This is a genomic window from Streptomyces sp. NPDC007905 (assembly GCF_042959345.1).
Classification (GTDB): Bacteria; Actinomycetota; Actinomycetes; order Streptomycetales; family Streptomycetaceae; genus Streptomyces.
Genome location: NZ_JBIBKS010000001.1, coordinates 602,558 through 617,195 on the forward strand (window position 1 = coordinate 602,558; position 14,638 = coordinate 617,195).

The following is a 14,638-nucleotide window of genomic DNA, read 5'->3' on the forward strand; positions in this document are numbered from 1 at the left end:
CGAACGGTCTTGAGCGGGGTCGGGACGCACCGGTCGCAGTTGATCGACCAGGCAACACCTGCTCGCCGCCGGCATCACGCATGCCAGCGGCCGCTGGCCCTGCTCGCATGCTGAGTGGATCTTCGTGAACAGAACACCTAGTCGAGCGCCTTGTACATGATGTGCAGCCCCACCCTGCCGTGGCGGGGATGGTCGTAGGCCTTCGGGACCGTGCCGAGCACGGTGAAGCCGAGGGACTTCCAGAGGGCGACCGCGGGATTGGTCTCCACCACGGCGTTGAAGACCATCGCGTGGTAGCCGTGGGCCCTGGCCTCGGTCAGGATGTGTTCGGCGAGGGCGCGGCCGACGCCCTGGCCGGCGCGGTCGGGGTCGACCATGAAGCCCGCGTTGGCCACGCCCGCGGCGGGGCCGCCGTAGTTCGGGGTGAGGTAGGCCGAGCCCACCACGGCCCCGGTGGGATCCTCGGCCACGTAGACGCGCTTGGCGGGGCTCATCCACAGGGCGCGGGCCGCTTCCTCGGAGGTGTCGGGGTCCCAGGCGTAGGTCTCCGCGGCGGCGACGATCCGGTGCCAGAAAGGCCAGATCCGCGGCCAGTCCTCGGCCGCGGCTTCTCTGATCAGCATGGGCGTGAGTCTGGCACGCCCATGCGTGCGGCGATCGCGACGATCCGGCCCCTCGGGGTCAGTCCACGCTGGGCAGGATATGGGGTTCGGCGAGGTCGTCCTCGTAACCCGCGAGGCGGATCGGGGCGGACCGGGCCCACACGTCCAGGCTGCCGAGTTCTCCGGGCCGGCGGCCCCCTCGCTCCGTGCGTTCCTTGGGGCGCTGTTCGCGATTCGTCTTCTCCGGTGTCACCGCGCACTCCTTATGTGTCGGGCTCACCCTCGGGGCCTTACCGGACAGCCTGCGTTCCGGCTCTCGTCGCCCGCTCGGGTCTGGATGGAAGGCCAGTTCGGACGCGGTGACGCCGGTACCTCATGGCTGAGCAGGTCGTTGTCGACCGGCTCACCCCCGGGACGGACGGTGGGTGTGGGTGGGACCCCTTGCTGCTGTCCGTCCCCCCCAGATTAACCAAATGAGCGGACGTCCGCTCGATAGGGAGTGCAAACAAGGTGTAACTATCGGAAGTCATTCGACCCCCCAATGCCCCTCAATATGCAGCTATTTGTCATAAAGCGCATTACTCGGCCCCAGAGTGAATCACCCACTCGGCCTACATAATCGACCATATATTCGATTATTCCGGGTCCCTCCGCCCGGGCGCCGAGCAGTTCAGGCGCCGTTGGCCGGGCCGCAAACTCGCCATGATCGGGTGTCGTGTGGCAACGGCTGTCTCGCGGGAAGGACTGACGCATGGAGCTGCGCAGCGTCGAGGAGCTGATGGATCTGCTGTACGCCGGCCGGCACCGGCACGCGCTGCGGACCGCCGCGCTGCTGCGCCGCGGCCGTCCCGCCGACAAGGAGCTCCAGGTGGCGGGGCTGGTCCGGGGCATCGGGCCGGTGCTGTGCCCGGGCGACGAGGCGGGGCGGGCCCGCAGCGCGGCCGAGGCGGTGCGTCCACTGCTCGGCGAGCGGGTGTTCCGGCTGGTGCGCGGGGACTCCCACCCCGCCCATCCCGACGACGACGATCTTCTTCGGCTGCGCCAGGCCGACGAGGAGGGCCGCGCCACGGGTTTCGACGCCGGCGTGCTGGAGGACTGGCGCACCGTTCTCGAGCTGGTCGCGGCCCGGAACGCGCGCCTCGGCGCCGTCGACTGAGGACCGCGGTACGGCCCCGGCCCTGTTGCCTGACGGCCCGTCATGAGACGGTACGGCGATGACCTCCTCCTACGGGCTCATGGGCAGGGCCGCCGTCGTCACCGGGGGGACGCGCGGCATCGGGCGTGCCGTCGCCGGGGCGCTCGCCGCGGCCGGCGCGCTGGTGTGCGTGACCGCGCGGGACACGGCGAGGTGCGGCGCGCGGCCGCCGAGCTGGGCGGGATCGGGCTGGCCGGGAACGTGACCGACCCGGGACATCCCGAGGAGCTGACGGAACTCGTGCTGCGCGAGTTCGGGCGGCTGGACGTCCTCGTCAACAACGCGGCGACCAACCAGCCCTACGGACCGCTGATGGAGGCCGGCGCCGAGGCCTGGCGGGAGGCGTTCGCGGTCAACGTGGAGGCGCCGCTGCGGCTGGTGCAGTGCGCCTGGCGGGCGTGGATGCGCGAGCACGGCGGGGCCGTCGTCAACGTGTGCACGGAGGGTGCCGTGCATGTGGGACCCCACGTGGGCGCGTACGGCACCACGAAGGCGGCGCTCCTGCATCTCACCCGGCAGCTCGCGGGCGAACTCGCGCCGCGGGTGCGGGTCAACTCCGTCTCCCCCGGACTCGTCCGCACCGAGATGGCCCGGTTCGTGTGGGAGCCGGGCGAGGCGGAGGTGGCCGCGGGGCTGCCGCTCGGGCGGATCGGCGAGCCGGAGGACGTGGCACGGGCCGTGGTGTGGCTCGCCTCGGACGCGGCGGAGTGGGTGACCGGCGCCGATCTTCTGGTGGACGGCGGAACGCGGGTGCGGGCCGCCTCGGGGACGGGTTCCCATGCCGTGCACGACCGGCTGCGCCGGGTGCCCGAGATCTAGACGGTCACGCGGGTGGCCCCGAAGGGCCGACAGGCCCATGGGGCCTGCTGAGTGGAGTCCAACCACGAAGAACGCGTCACCTGCGCACGGGGCACTCCGGCACGACCATCGAACCGTGGATCACCGCTGGCCCGGCGGGCCACCGGTTCTACGCCGTCCCGCTCACCACTTGCCCGGCGCGTAGTCCTTCAGGAACACGCCGTACACGTCCTCGCCCGCCTCGCCGCGCACCACCGGGTCGTAGACACGCGCCGCTCCGTCGACCAGGTCGAGCGGGGCGTGGAAGCCGGCCTCGGCGAGCCGCAGCTTGTCGTAGTGGGGGCGCTCGTCGGTGATCCAGCCGGTGTCGACCGAGGTCATGAGGATGCCGTCGGTCTGGAACATCTCCTCGGCGCTGGTCCGCGTCACCATGTTCATGGCGGCCTTGGCGGCATTGGTGTTCGGGTGGCCCGCGCCCTTGTAGCCGCGGCCGAAGACGCCTTCCATGGCCGAGACGTTCACGACGTACGCCCGTCCGCTCGTCGCCTTCCTGGCGGCCTCGGCCATGACCGGGCGGAGCTTGCTGATCAGGATGAACGGCGCCGTGTAGTTGCACAGCTGGGTCTCGAGGAGCTCCACCGGAGAGATCTGTTCGATCGTCTGCACCCAGGTGTTGCTCTCGACGACGTCGGGGACCAGGCCGCCCGCGTCGATGGCGGTGCCGTCGAGGTGCCGGGCGACGCTGGCGTTGCCCGCGACCAGGGCGAGGTCGGCGACCTTCTGTGCGTCCAGGCCAGTGGTGCCGACGGGCAGCGCGGCCAGACCGTCGACCGCGCCGGAGTTGAAGGCGCCGATGACGTGGTGGGCGGGGAGCTCACCGGCGGGCAGCGGGGCGCTCTCGCCCTCGACCAGGGCGGCGTAGGCGGAGGGCAGGCGGCGTACGGTCTGTGTGGCGTTGTTGATCAGGATGTCCAGCGGGCCCGCCTCGGCGACCTGATCGGCCAGCGCGACGGCCTGGCCCGGGTCGCGCAGGTCGATGCCGACGACCTCCAGCCGGTGCATCCAGTCCGCCGAGTCGTCCATCGCCTTGAAGCGACGGATGGCGTCCTTGGGGAACCGCGTCGTGATGGTCGTGTGCGCGCCGTCGCGCAGCAGGCGCAGCGCGATGTACATACCGATCTTGGCGCGGCCTCCGGTGAGCAGGGCGTGCTTGCCGGTCAGGTCGGCGCGGGCGTCGCGCTTGGTCCGGTTGAGGCCGGCGCAGTCCGGACAGAGCTGGTGGTAGAAGTAGTCGACTTCCACGTACCGGCCCTTGCACGTGTAGCAGGAGCGCGGGCGCTGGAGTATGCCCGCGATCCGGCCCGGCTCGACCTTGGAGGAGGGCAGGATGCCCTCGGTCTCGTCGTCGATGCGCTCGGCGGAGCCGGTCGCGGTCGCCTCGGTGACCGCGCGGTCGTGCGCGGTCTTGGCGGCCCGCCGCTCCTGGCGGCGGCGCTGCTTGACCGTGCGGTAGATGTGCGAGGTCGCCCGGCGCACGGCGATCGCGTCCGGGTGGTCGACGTCGAGCCGGTCGAGTTCCTCGAGCACGCTCAGGCACACGGCCAGGCGCTCCGGGTCGATACCGGGTCCGTAGACCACCTCGTCCATGGAGGCGTCCGTGGGGACGTCCATGGGTGCCTCCATGGACGCAGACCCGTCCTCTGTCACCGTCATCGCGCTGCCGCTTCCCTGATCACCCGCGCAGCGCTCCGACTCGCGCCCGCCTTCGAACGGGGAATTTTACGGAGCGGCGGGCCCTGTCACCAAACCGCTTGTGCGCGCCCGGCTCCGCCGCGGTCGGCACCCCGGCCGACGCGCCACGACGGACCGACCGTTTCCGCCCGTCCGCCCGACCGCCCGGTGACGGACCGGCCGGCCGCCGCCCCGGCCCGTCCCCGCTCGCCCCGGACCCCCGTCCCGACCGGTTCCCCACGGACCGGCCGGCCGCCGACGGCGAATCCACCCCGCGGGGGGCACCCGCACCCGGCGTCGAGAGCCGCACGGGAAGTGCGGGCGGGAACCCGCGTCCCGGCCGGGGCCGGTCCTCAGACGTCGCAGACGGAGAGGAGTGTCTCCACCTCCTCCGACACCGCCCGGGCGAACACGTCCAGGTCCGGCACCGCCTGCGCGTCGGCGACCAGCCCGTAGTGCACGCGACCGCGATACGTGGAGATCGCGACCGCCAGCGACTGGCCGGGGGCGAGCGGGGCCAGCGGATAGACCTCGGTCAGCTCGTGACCGCCGAGCCTGAGGCCGAGACCGGGCAGCGGCACGCTGGTGACGAGGATGTCGAACCAGAGCCGGGCGGCCTGGCCCACCAGCGGTCCGGCGAGCCGGTGGCCGAGGGCGGGCACGTGGTCGGCGAGCAGGGCGACGGCGCCGGCGCCCCGGTTGGGCCCCGCGTCCTTGTTGCGGACCATCGCGGTGCGGACGGCGTCGAGGCGGCCGAGCGGGTCGGGGTCGTCGACCGGAAGCCGTATCAGGTACCCGGAGAGCCGGTTGCCCTGCGGGTGGGCGGTGCGCGGGCGGCGCCGGGAGACGGGGATGAGGGCGCGGGGCGCCACGCCCTCGCTGCCGTCGCCGCGTTCGTCCAGCCAGCGGCGCAGGGCGCCGGCGACGACGGCGATGAGGACGTCGTTGACGGTGCCGCCGACGCTCTTGCGGACCCGGTGCACGTCGTCGATGTCCACGACGACCCCGGCCGTGCGGCGGGTTCCGCTGGGCGCGGAGGTCAGCGCGGACGAGGGGCGCATGCCGAGGGTGGACCGGGCCAGCGCGGCGCCGATGTCGAGGGCCCGTCCCACGTCCGACAGCGCGCCCTTGACCAGCTCGGGGAACAGCCCGGGCAGTCTGCGCACGTCGGACAGCAGGGTGCGGGGCGGCTCGATGGCGCGCGGGCCGCGCTCGGGCAGGTCGACCGGGTCCAGGACGCCGGCGGCGAGCTTGAGCGCCCGCAGGCCGTCGGCGAGGGCGTGGTGGAACTTGAACAGCACGGCGAAGGAGACGCCGTCCTCGCCGGGCAGCACGTGTGCCTCCCACGGCGGGCGGCCGCGCTCCAGCGAGCGTTCCATGAGCCGGCCCGCGACCGCGTGGAAGTCGGCGGTCGGGGCGTGCAGGCGTACGTGGTTGAGCGGGTCGAAGTCCGGGTCGCTCTCGCGGGTGGCGCCGCCGAAGGCGAGGGGCTGCCAGACGTCCCGGATACGCATGCGCAGGCCGGGCACGGCGGCGGCGCGCGCGGCGAGCAGGTCGGCGGCGTGGGCGCCCGCGGTGGGCGAGTGCGTGGCGAAGACGCCGAGCGCGCCCAGGTGCATCGGGTGCCGTTCGGACTCGATGTTCCAGAAGGCCAGGTCGAGGGGAGCGAGCAGGTCGGAAGTCAAGGGTTGCCTCGCGTCGACGAAGGGGGGATCTGCAGTCAATCTCCGGCAGCCGATTACGGTCAAGTACGATCAGGCTACGCTCAGTTAACGGCAGATTAAGTCCCGCCCCTCCCAGAGGGGTGGGAGACATGAGACTCCTGAGGTCACTTCAGTACCGGTGGTGCCGCCTGGGGTGACGTACCCCACTCGGACGGGCGCGGGCCGACCGTGAACGAGAGCCTGCGCAGGGAGCGCAGCGCGCCGGTCGTCAGATAGGTCCGCGAGTGCGGCGTCCCGTCCGTGCGGACGGCCTGGACGTAGCGGTCGGCGGCCGAGGTGCCGGGCGCGGTGACCGTGAGCCTGCCGCCCGGCCAGAAGCGGCGGTCGAGGGTGAGGTCGACGCGGTCGAAGACCGGGGTGGACAGGCCCCAGGTGTCGTAGCCGGGCTGGATCGGGAAGAGCCCGATCGACGACAGCACGTTCCAGGCGGACATGGTGCCGAGGTCGTCGTTGCCGGTCATGCCGGTGGGACCGTCGGTGAAGAGGGTCAGCGCCGCGTGGACCACGTCCGTGGTCTTCCAGGGCTGGCCGGTGGCGAGGTACGTGTAGGGCGCGGTGAGGTCGGGCTCGTTCATCGGGTTGTACTTGTCGGCGTTGTAGAAGTCGTAGGCGTCCCCGTGCACCCACACCTCGCGGGCGGTCCGCTCGGGGTCCGCCAGCAGCCGGTCGTAGGCGAAGAAGGAGTCCAGGCGGTCGTTGGCCGCGCGCGCACCGCCGATCAGGCCGATCATGCCGGGCAGGTCCTGCGGGACCAGCCACTGGTACTGCCAGGCGGTGCCCTCGTGGAAGCCGGTGCCGCGGGCCGGGTCGGGCGGGCCGGTGAAGGCACCGGAGGCGTCCCGGGCTCGGAAGAAGCCGGTCGACGGGTCGAAGATGGTCCGGTAGTTCCGGGCCCGGGCGGCATAGCGGGCCGCGTCGCCCTCGTGGCCGAGGCCGCGGGCCATCTGGGCGAGCACGGCGTCGGCGAGGGCGTACTCCAGGGTGACGGAGGCGCCGTGGTGGTAGTCGGAGTCGCCCATCTTGGCCAACGGGCGGTCCTTGACGTACGGGGCGAAGCCGTGCGCGATGTACTCGGCGTTGGCCTCCCGGCCGATGCCCGGGTAGCCGGCGGGCGGCACCCCGTCGGCGTTCTTCCGCAGCGCCCGGTAGGCCCGCTCCTCGAACCCCCTGAGCAGGCCCATCTGGTAGGCGGTGGTCAGGAACGGGGTGACCGGGTCGCCGCTCATGACGTTCGTCTCGACCGGCCCGTAGCCCCACTTGGGCAGCCAGCCCCCGTCCTCGTCCACCTTCACCACCGACAGGGCCATGTCGCGGGCCTCGCGCGGCGCGAGCAGGGCGAGGAGCTGGGCCTGGGTGCGGTAGGTGTCCCACAGCGACCAGTTCTGGTAGTACGTGAACCGCTCCGCGCGGTGCACGCGGCGGTCCCAGCCGGTGTAGCGGCCGTCCGCGTCGCTGCCGATGTTGGGCGCGAGGAACGAGCGGTACAGCGACGAGTAGAAGGTGCGGCGCAGGGTCGGGCCACCGCCCCGGACGCGGACGGCGGCGAGCCGCCGCTCCCACTCCTCGCGGGCCCGGTGCCGCACCGCGTCGAAGGACCGGCCGTGTTCGGCGCGCAGGTTGACGGCGGCGCCCCGCGCGTCGACGTACGACAGGGCGGTGGTCGCCTCGACGGTACGGTCCCGCCTCGTGTCGAAACGGACGTAGGCGCCGGCGCGGCCGGTGCGGGCGCCCGGGGTGACCGCCGAGCCGTCCCAGGTGCCGTAGGCGGTGAACGGCCGGCTGAAGCGGGTGATCGTGTAGACGGTGTAGGGACCGGTGTCGCGGCAGAAGCCGTGGCCGGTGATCTCGGTGCGCACGGTGTGGTCGTCGAGGATCTCGACCGCGCTGGTGACCGGCTTGTGCAGGGCCTGGGCCGCGTTCAGCAGGACGTTGGCCCTGTCGGTGGCCGGGAAGGTGTAGCGCTGCACCCCGGTGCGCTTCGTCGCGGTCAGCTCGGCGCGGATGCCGGAGTCGAGGCCGACGCGGTAGTAGCCGGGGCTCGCCTCCTCGTCGGCGTGCGAGAAGCCCGCGGCGTACCGGGCGTAGTCCGTCTGCGTGACGTCGCCCGTGGTGGGCAGCACGGGCAGATCGCCGCCGATCCGGCAGCCGACGCCCGAGAGATGGACCAGGGAGAAGCCGCGGATGCGGTTCTGCGTGTAGTCGTAGCCGGTGCGGTGCCCGGTGTCCGGGGAGAGCTGCACCATGCCGAAGGGCACGGCCGCGCCGGGAAAGGTGTTGCCCTCGTTCTGGCTCCCGATGAAGGGGTTGACCAGATCGGTGAGGTGGCCGTCGGTCCGCTCGGCGGCCCGTGCGGCGGGGGTGGCGATCAGCGCGGACGCTGCCATCACCCCGGCCAGGCACAGCCGCGTGCGCCGGGTCCCTCTCATGTCGGATGACCTCCGAAGGTTCGACATCGTTGCCTGCATCGTGGCGGGCGAACGATGCGAACCCGGGCATTCCGGGAAGGTAATGCCAAACGCGTCGCGCGGGGGCCGTCTGACGGGGTGTCCGTCAGGAGACCCGCTGCCCCTTCCCCAGGGCGATCACGCCGCCCTTGGAGACGGTGTACAGCTCCGCGTCCCGCTCCGGGTTGACGCCGATCGTCGCCCCGGGCGGCACCTCGACGTTCTTGTCCAGAACGGCACCGCGGACGACCGCGCCCCGGCCGATGCGCACGTTGTCGTGCAGCACCGAACCCTGCACGACCGCGCCCGGGTCGACCCGTACGCCGGGCGAGAGCACGGACCGGGTGACCTGACCGCGGATCAGGCAGCCCGCGCTGATGATGGACTCGCTCGCGATGCCGCCCGCGTTGAAGCGGGCCGGGGAGAGCTGGCAGGAGTGGGTGTAGACGGGCCACTGGCGGTTGTAGAGGTTGAAGACGGGGCGCTCGGCGATCAGGTCCATGTGCGCCTCGTAGTAGGCGTCCAGGGTGCCGACGTCCCGCCAGTAGCCCTGGTCCCGGCTGGTCTCGCCGGGCACGTGGTTGTCGCTGAAGTCGTACAGCTGTGCCTGGCCGCGCGCGGTGAGCTGGGGCAGGATCGACCCGCCCATGTCGTGCACCGACTGCTCGTCCTCGGCGTCGCGTTGCAGCGCCTCGATGAGCGCCTTGGTGGTGAAGATGTAGTTGCCCATCGAGGCGAACACGCACTCGGGGTCGTCCGCGAGTCCGGGCGGATCCGCGGGCTTCTCCAGGAAGCGCTCGACGCCGCGGCCGTCCGAACCCGGCGTGATCACGCCGAAGGAGGAGGACTCCGAGCGCGGCACGCGGATGCCGGCCACCGTCACCCCGGCGCCGCCCTCGATGTGCTGCTGGAGCATCTGCCGCGGGTCCATGCGGTAGACGTGGTCGGCGCCGAACACGGCCACGTACTCGGGCTGTTCGTCGTGCACGAGGTTCAGGGACTGCAGGATCGCGTCGGCGCTGCCCAGGTACCAGCGCGGGCCGAGGCGCTGCTGTGCCGGGACCGGGGTGACGTAGTTGCCGAGCAGGCTGGACATCCGCCAGGTGGTGGTGATGTGCCGGTCCAGCGAGTGCGACTTGTACTGGGTCAGCACGCAGATGCGCAGGACGTCGGCGTTGACGAGGTTCGACAGGACGAAGTCGACGAGCCGGTAGGTGCCGCCGAAGGTGACCGCTGGTTTGGCCCGGTCCGCGGTGAGCGGCATCAGCCGCTTGCCCTCCCCGCCCGCCAGTACGATCCCGAGCACCGAAGGCCCACCACGACGCATGGCCGCTCCCCTCACCCTGGTTGAACCATGGATGCCCCGAGGACACGGGACTAAGCCTGCTTGAGGATCTCCTCGTACAGCCCGGCCGTGCGCCGGGCCACCGCGTCCCAGCCGAACTCGCCGACCGCGCGCTCCCGTCCGGCCTCCCCCATCCGCCGGGCCGCGTCCGGATCGCCGAGCACGGAGTCAAGCGCCCGGGCGAGGTTCGCCTCGAAGTCGCCGGCGTCGGCGTCGCCGTCGGCGTCGGCGTCGACCAGGAGACCCGTTCGGCCGTCGTCCACGACCTCGGGGATCCCGCCGACGCGGGAGGCGACGACCGGTGTGCCGCAGGCCATCGCCTCCAGGTTGACGATGCCGAGGGGTTCGTACACCGAGGGGCAGACGAACACGGCCGCGTTCGTGAGAAGTTGGATCACGTCGGCGCGTGGCAGCATCTGCGGGATCCAGAACACGCCCTCGCGGACCCGGCTCAGCTGCTCGTACAGCTCCCGGAACTCGCGGTCGATCTCGGGGGTGTCGGGCGCGCCCGCGCACAGCACCACCTGAGCGCCCGGGTCGACGTCCCGTACCGCGCGCAGCAGATGGGGCACGCCCTTCTGGCGGGTGATCCGGCCGACGAACAGCAGGTACGGGCGGGTCGGGTCGATGCCGTGGCGGGTGAGGGCGTCGGTGCCGTGGTCCGGGCGGTACAGGGTGGTGTCGATGCCGTTGTGCACGACGTGCACCCGCGCCGGGTCCAGTGCCGGGTAGCAGCCGAGGATGTCCTCGCGCATGGCGCCCGACACGGCGATCACCGCGTCCGCGGCCTCGATCGCCGTGCGCTCCGTCCAGCTCGACAGCGCGTACCCGCCGCCCAGTTGCTCGGCCTTCCAGGGGCGCAGGGGCTCCAGCGAGTGGGCGGTCACCACGTGCGGGATGCCGTACAGGAGCTTGGCGAGGTGGCCGGCGAGATTGGCGTACCAGGTGTGGGAATGGACGAGTTCGCGGCCTTCGAGGGCGGCCGCGATGGAGAGGTCCACGGAGAAGGTGCGCAGGGCGTCGTTGGAGCCGTCGAGGGCGGACCAGGGGCGGTGGCGTACGACGCCGACGCCGCGGCCCTCGCCCCAGCAGTGCACCTCGAGGTCCACCAGGGAGCTCAACTCCCTGGCGAGGAACTCCACATGGACACCCGCGCCACCGTACACATCCGGGGGGTACTCCCGGGTCAGCAGTCCCACACGCACCCGACAACCCCCTGGTCTCGTCGGCAGGTTCCCTTCATGGTCACCCAGATGCGGCCGCCGGGGAAGAGCGCGGTGGGCGGGTGAAGCAGCAGTCGCCGCAGACTCCGCCGCCGGGGACCCGGTAGTACAGGCAGCAGCTGCGACGACGGAACGCCGTTCCGGTGCGGGTGCCGGTGGTGCGCAGGAGCGGGTGGGCGAAGAGGTCGTCGGTGAGGGCGCGGGCGCGGTCCGCCACGTCGGTACGGCCGTTGGTGCGTGCCCAGCGGTCCAGTTCGCGGGCCGCGCCGGCGAGCGCCGAGCCGGCGTTGCCCCACAGCAGGCCGGGCGCGACACCGTAACGGGCCCTCAGGGCTTCCCCTAGGGGGTGGAGGTGGCCGTGCAGGACGGTGTCCGCGAGTGTGGCCGAGTCCCCGGAGAGCGGTCGGACCCCGGTCAGCCACAGGTCGTCCGGGGCGGGGGCGGCGCAGTCCCAGCGCAGCAGCCCGGCGCCGAGGTCGGGCGGTCGGCCGTACAGGGCGGCGCACGCCAGGGCCGTGGACCACAGGCGGGCGGCAAGGCCCTGGTGGGCGATGGAGGCGGAAACACGCGGCTCGGAGGTGCGGAGCCGGCGCGCGACCGTGGCCACACGCAACGTCAGCGCATTGCGGTGACCGTCCGATGTCACTGTCTCGTAGGTCTCGGCGAGGGTCGGCAGGGGTGCGGAAGCCCGCCCCGCCGTCGCTGTGGTGGTACTTGTGGTGGTGCGCAGGACGAAGAAGCCGCCGAGCGGGCGGAGAGCGGCGAGATCCGGGTCGGGGTCCACGAGCAGCATCTGTACCAGGCCCGACCGTGGCTCGGGAGCCGGGGTCCCCATCCCCGCTCACCCCCCTTGGGGATGAGCGGGCGGCCGCTGTACTCCATCGGTAGTAGGACCCATTGCGTGCTCAGGTACGACGACGGGAAGAGTCCGGGCGGGCAGAGTGTTGACCATGGAAGCCGACCGTACGCCGCGCCGGGCTCAGAGGTCCTGCCTCACGCGGAGGAACTGCCGATGAGCGCCCTCGCGTTGTCCGTGATCCTGTCGTTCGTGTCCGCTGTCGCGTACGCGGGCGGGGCGATCGTGCAGGAGCAGGTCGCGGTGTCCTCCCCCGGCGGCTCGTACATGCCGCTGCGCCGGGCCGGCTGGTGGGTGGCACTGGGCCTGAACGGGCTCGGCGGCGTGCTGCACGTCGTGGCGCTGGCCTACGGCCCGCTCAGCCTCGTACAGCCGCTGGGCGCGCTGACCATCGTCTTCGCCCTGCCCCTGGCGGCGCTGTTCGTCGGCAGCAGGGCCGGGGCGACCGCCTGGCGGGGCGCCGTCATGGCCACGATGGGCCTCGCCGGCCTGCTGTCCCTGGTCGGCTCCACCGGCACGCACTCCCTCGACGCGGCCCAGCGGGTGGCCGTCGCGCTGGTCACCGGCGGGGCGGTCGTGGCGCTGATGATCGCCGGCCTGGCCGTGCACCGGCACCCGGCCGTGCGCAGCGTGCTGCTGGCCACCGCCTCCGGCATAGCCTTCGGCATGTCGTCGGTGTTCACCAAGACGGTCGCGGTCGACTGGGACAGCGGGATCGGTCTCGGCGATCTGCCCTCCTTCGCGGTGATCGGCGTGTTCGCCACCGCCGGCGTTCTGCTCTCCCAGGCGTCCTACGGGGGCGGCGGCCTGGCCGCACCGCTGGCCACGCTCACCGTGGTCAACCCGGTGCTGGCCGCCGCGGTCGGCATCATGATGTTCGGCGAGACGTTCCGCTACGCCACCACGGGCACCGTGCTCGCCCTGGGCTGCGGTGTGGTGGCCGCGGGCGGCCTGATCCTGCTGACGACGGAGCGGCTCGAGCCCGCCCCGGCTCCGGCGACCGGGTCCGGCGCCGGTGAGCCGCTGGCGGCCCTGCCCCAGCAGCGGACGGCGTCGGCGAACGCCGAAGAGCGGGTCGGGCAGGCCGTGGAAGTGCGGGCCGAACCTGTGCCGACGCGGGCCATGGAGGCGCTGGCCGAACCGGTGCCGACGCGGGCCATGGAAGCGCTGGCCGAACCGGTGCCGGCGGAGGGCGCGGCGGCTGCCGCCTGCGCCCTCCCGGCGGCGTACACCCCGCTGTCCGCGAGCCTCTATGTGCCGTTGCCCGTGCTGGACCGGCACCGCACGCGGATCAGATCCTGACGCCGCCGGCCCGGAGATAGGCGATCGGGTCGATGTCCGAACCGAAGCCCGGGCCCGTCCGCACCTCGAAGTGCAGATGCGGGCCCGTGACGTTTCCGGTGGCCCCGGACCGGCCGATGCGCTGGCCCGCGGACACGCTCTGGCCGACGCGCACGGAGATGGCGGACAGGTGGCCGTACTGGGTGTAGCGCCCGTTCGCGTGCCGGATCACCACCTGGTAGCCGTAGGAGCCTCCCCAGCCAGCGGCGACCACGTGCCCGGCCGCCGCCGCCCGGACGGAGGTGCCGGTCGGCACGAGGAAGTCGACGCCGGTGTGGTAGCCCTTCGACCAGTGCGACCCGGCCACGTGGTACCCGGTGCCGATGGCGGCGTTCACCGGGGCGACGAGCGAGTGGCCGCCGGTGGACGTCGGGTGCTGAGGGGTCTTCCTCCCCGAAGGCGTCCTCGTCTTCTCCGAAGGGGTCTTCCGCTTCGGGGACTTGGGCTTGCTGCCGGTGTGCGTGTCGGACGCCGGGGAGGCGGTGGCGCGCAGGCTGAGTCGCTGGCCCGGCAGGATCAGGTCGGGGTCGGGGCCGATGGCGGCGCGGTTGCCCGCGTACAGCCGTCGCCAGCCGCCCTGGACGTGGTGTTCGCCGGCGATGCCGGAGAGCGTGTCGCCGTGCACCACCGTGTACATCTCGGCCCTGCCGGCGCGGGACTGCGGCGTCGTCTGCGGCTGTACGTCCCGCACCGAGCCGGTCTGCACCGGGCGTGTGGCGGTGCTCTCCGTGTGCACGTCCGGGCCGCCGCCGCCCCGGGTCAGGCCGGCCCGCACCGAGCACACCGGCCAGGCGCCGGGCCCCTGACCGTCCATGACCTTCTCGGCGACGGCGATCTGCTGGTCCCTGGTGGCGAGGTCGGCGCGCGGGGCGTACCGGGTGCCCCCGTACGCCTCCCAGGTGGACTGGGTGAACTGCAGTCCGCCGTAGTAGCCGTTGCCGGTGTTGATGCTCCAGTTGCCGCTGGACTCGCAGGCGGCGACCTTGTTCCAGGTGGACGCGTCGGCCGCGTCGGCGGTGCCGACGGCGACCAGCGGGATCGCGAGGCCGGCGCCGCCCGCCGTGACGGTGAGCGAGGCGCGGTTGATCCTGTTCGGCTGGTACCGGCGATGCCGGCCGCGTACGGCCATGTCCGAAATCCCCTCGGCATGCGTCAGGAGCGGCAAAAGTAAGCGCGGCGAACGGGCCATGACAAGACGGGAAATCAGCCTCTCGACCCGTCCAAGTGGCCGGGAAGGGGCGCTCCTCGACGGGACCGGCCGCGAGCGGCCGCCATGCTGAGGCAACGGGCGTCCTCCGTCCGTAAACAAACGTGGCGGGTCGGATGTGCGCTCGCCGTAGCGGCACGTCAGGATGGGCGCGGGTCCGTACTGACGGGGC

At 72.5% G+C, this 14,638-nt stretch carries 11 protein-coding genes and 1 pseudogene; 3 read left to right on the top strand and 9 right to left on the bottom strand.

The window, feature by feature from the left end; translation table 11 throughout:
• Positions 1 to 137 precede the first annotated feature (137 nt).
• The gene (locus tag ACFZDC_RS02975) at positions 138 to 623 is read right to left on the bottom strand and encodes a GNAT family N-acetyltransferase (RefSeq protein WP_391319577.1); all 486 of its coding nucleotides are present in this window, start codon (positions 621 to 623) and stop codon (positions 138 to 140) included.
• 58 nt (positions 624 to 681) lie between these two features.
• Positions 682 to 855 (bottom strand): hypothetical protein, encoded by a 174-nt coding sequence (locus tag ACFZDC_RS02980; RefSeq protein WP_133918774.1) that lies wholly within the window; start codon positions 853 to 855, stop codon positions 682 to 684.
• 498 nt (positions 856 to 1,353) lie between these two features.
• Between ACFZDC_RS02980 and ACFZDC_RS02985 the strand changes: the two genes are divergently transcribed.
• Together ACFZDC_RS02985 and ACFZDC_RS02990 are read left to right on the top strand one after the other, a co-directional pair.
• Positions 1,354 to 1,758 carry a hypothetical protein gene (locus ACFZDC_RS02985; protein ID WP_391319578.1) on the top strand — a complete coding sequence of 135 codons (405 nt, stop codon included), beginning with the start codon at positions 1,354 to 1,356 and terminating at the stop codon, positions 1,756 to 1,758.
• A 58-nt stretch (positions 1,759 to 1,816) separates the two neighbouring features.
• A pseudogene (locus tag ACFZDC_RS02990) lies at positions 1,817 to 2,616 on the top strand (SDR family oxidoreductase).
• Positions 2,617 to 2,778: 162 nt separating this feature from the next.
• On the opposite strand, the gene ACFZDC_RS02995 reads toward ACFZDC_RS02990, so the two are convergent.
• The 6 genes from ACFZDC_RS02995 to ACFZDC_RS03020 form a co-directional block, all read right to left on the bottom strand.
• Positions 2,779 to 4,308 (bottom strand): SDR family NAD(P)-dependent oxidoreductase, encoded by a 1,530-nt coding sequence (locus tag ACFZDC_RS02995; RefSeq protein WP_391319579.1) that lies wholly within the window; start codon positions 4,306 to 4,308, stop codon positions 2,779 to 2,781.
• Positions 4,309 to 4,679: 371 nt separating this feature from the next.
• The gene (locus ACFZDC_RS03000) at positions 4,680 to 6,011 is read right to left on the bottom strand and encodes a wax ester/triacylglycerol synthase family O-acyltransferase (RefSeq protein WP_391319580.1); all 1,332 of its coding nucleotides are present in this window, start codon (positions 6,009 to 6,011) and stop codon (positions 4,680 to 4,682) included.
• Between the two features lie 143 nt (positions 6,012 to 6,154).
• Positions 6,155 to 8,476 carry a GH92 family glycosyl hydrolase gene (locus ACFZDC_RS03005; protein WP_391319581.1) on the bottom strand — a complete coding sequence of 774 codons (2,322 nt, stop codon included), beginning with the start codon at positions 8,474 to 8,476 and terminating at the stop codon, positions 6,155 to 6,157.
• 124 nt (positions 8,477 to 8,600) lie between these two features.
• Entirely contained in the window at positions 8,601 to 9,821 is a 1,221-nt protein-coding gene (gene glgC / locus ACFZDC_RS03010) for a glucose-1-phosphate adenylyltransferase (protein ID WP_391319582.1), read from the bottom strand.
• Positions 9,822 to 9,871: 50 nt separating this feature from the next.
• Positions 9,872 to 11,044, bottom strand: coding sequence for a glycogen synthase (gene glgA, locus ACFZDC_RS03015; RefSeq protein WP_391319583.1), 1,173 nt, complete (start codon positions 11,042 to 11,044; stop codon positions 9,872 to 9,874).
• Positions 11,045 to 11,084: 40 nt separating this feature from the next.
• Complete coding sequence (locus ACFZDC_RS03020) at positions 11,085 to 11,897, bottom strand: (2Fe-2S)-binding protein (protein ID WP_391319584.1); 813 nt, start codon at positions 11,895 to 11,897, stop codon at positions 11,085 to 11,087.
• A 177-nt stretch (positions 11,898 to 12,074) separates the two neighbouring features.
• On the opposite strand from ACFZDC_RS03020, the gene ACFZDC_RS03025 reads away from it, so the two are divergent.
• Positions 12,075 to 13,220, top strand: coding sequence for a DMT family transporter (locus tag ACFZDC_RS03025; RefSeq protein WP_391319585.1), 1,146 nt, complete (start codon positions 12,075 to 12,077; stop codon positions 13,218 to 13,220).
• Here ACFZDC_RS03025 and ACFZDC_RS03030 read toward each other — a convergent pair.
• Positions 13,210 to 14,388 (bottom strand): transglycosylase family protein, encoded by a 1,179-nt coding sequence (locus ACFZDC_RS03030; protein ID WP_391319586.1) that lies wholly within the window; start codon positions 14,386 to 14,388, stop codon positions 13,210 to 13,212. The genes ACFZDC_RS03025 and ACFZDC_RS03030 overlap by 11 nt on opposite strands.
• Between the last annotated feature and the right edge of the window lie 250 nt (positions 14,389 to 14,638).

Bases quoted from the DNA above. Each gene is read 5' to 3' on its own strand.
- ACFZDC_RS02975 (WP_391319577.1), bottom strand. From the start codon at position 623: ATGCTGATCAGAGAAGCCGCGGCCGAGGACTGGCCGCGGATCTGGCCT.
- ACFZDC_RS02985 (WP_391319578.1), top strand. From the start codon at position 1,354: ATGGAGCTGCGCAGCGTCGAGGAGCTGATGGATCTGCTGTACGCCGGC.
- ACFZDC_RS02995 (WP_391319579.1), bottom strand. From the start codon at position 4,308: ATGACGGTGACAGAGGACGGGTCTGCGTCCATGGAGGCACCCATGGAC.
- ACFZDC_RS03005 (WP_391319581.1), bottom strand. From the start codon at position 8,476: ATGAGAGGGACCCGGCGCACGCGGCTGTGCCTGGCCGGGGTGATGGCA.
- glgC (WP_391319582.1), bottom strand. From the start codon at position 9,821: ATGCGTCGTGGTGGGCCTTCGGTGCTCGGGATCGTACTGGCGGGCGGG.
- ACFZDC_RS03020 (WP_391319584.1), bottom strand. From the start codon at position 11,897: ATGGGGACCCCGGCTCCCGAGCCACGGTCGGGCCTGGTACAGATGCTG.
- ACFZDC_RS03025 (WP_391319585.1), top strand. From the start codon at position 12,075: ATGAGCGCCCTCGCGTTGTCCGTGATCCTGTCGTTCGTGTCCGCTGTC.
- ACFZDC_RS03030 (WP_391319586.1), bottom strand. From the start codon at position 14,388: ATGGCCGTACGCGGCCGGCATCGCCGGTACCAGCCGAACAGGATCAAC.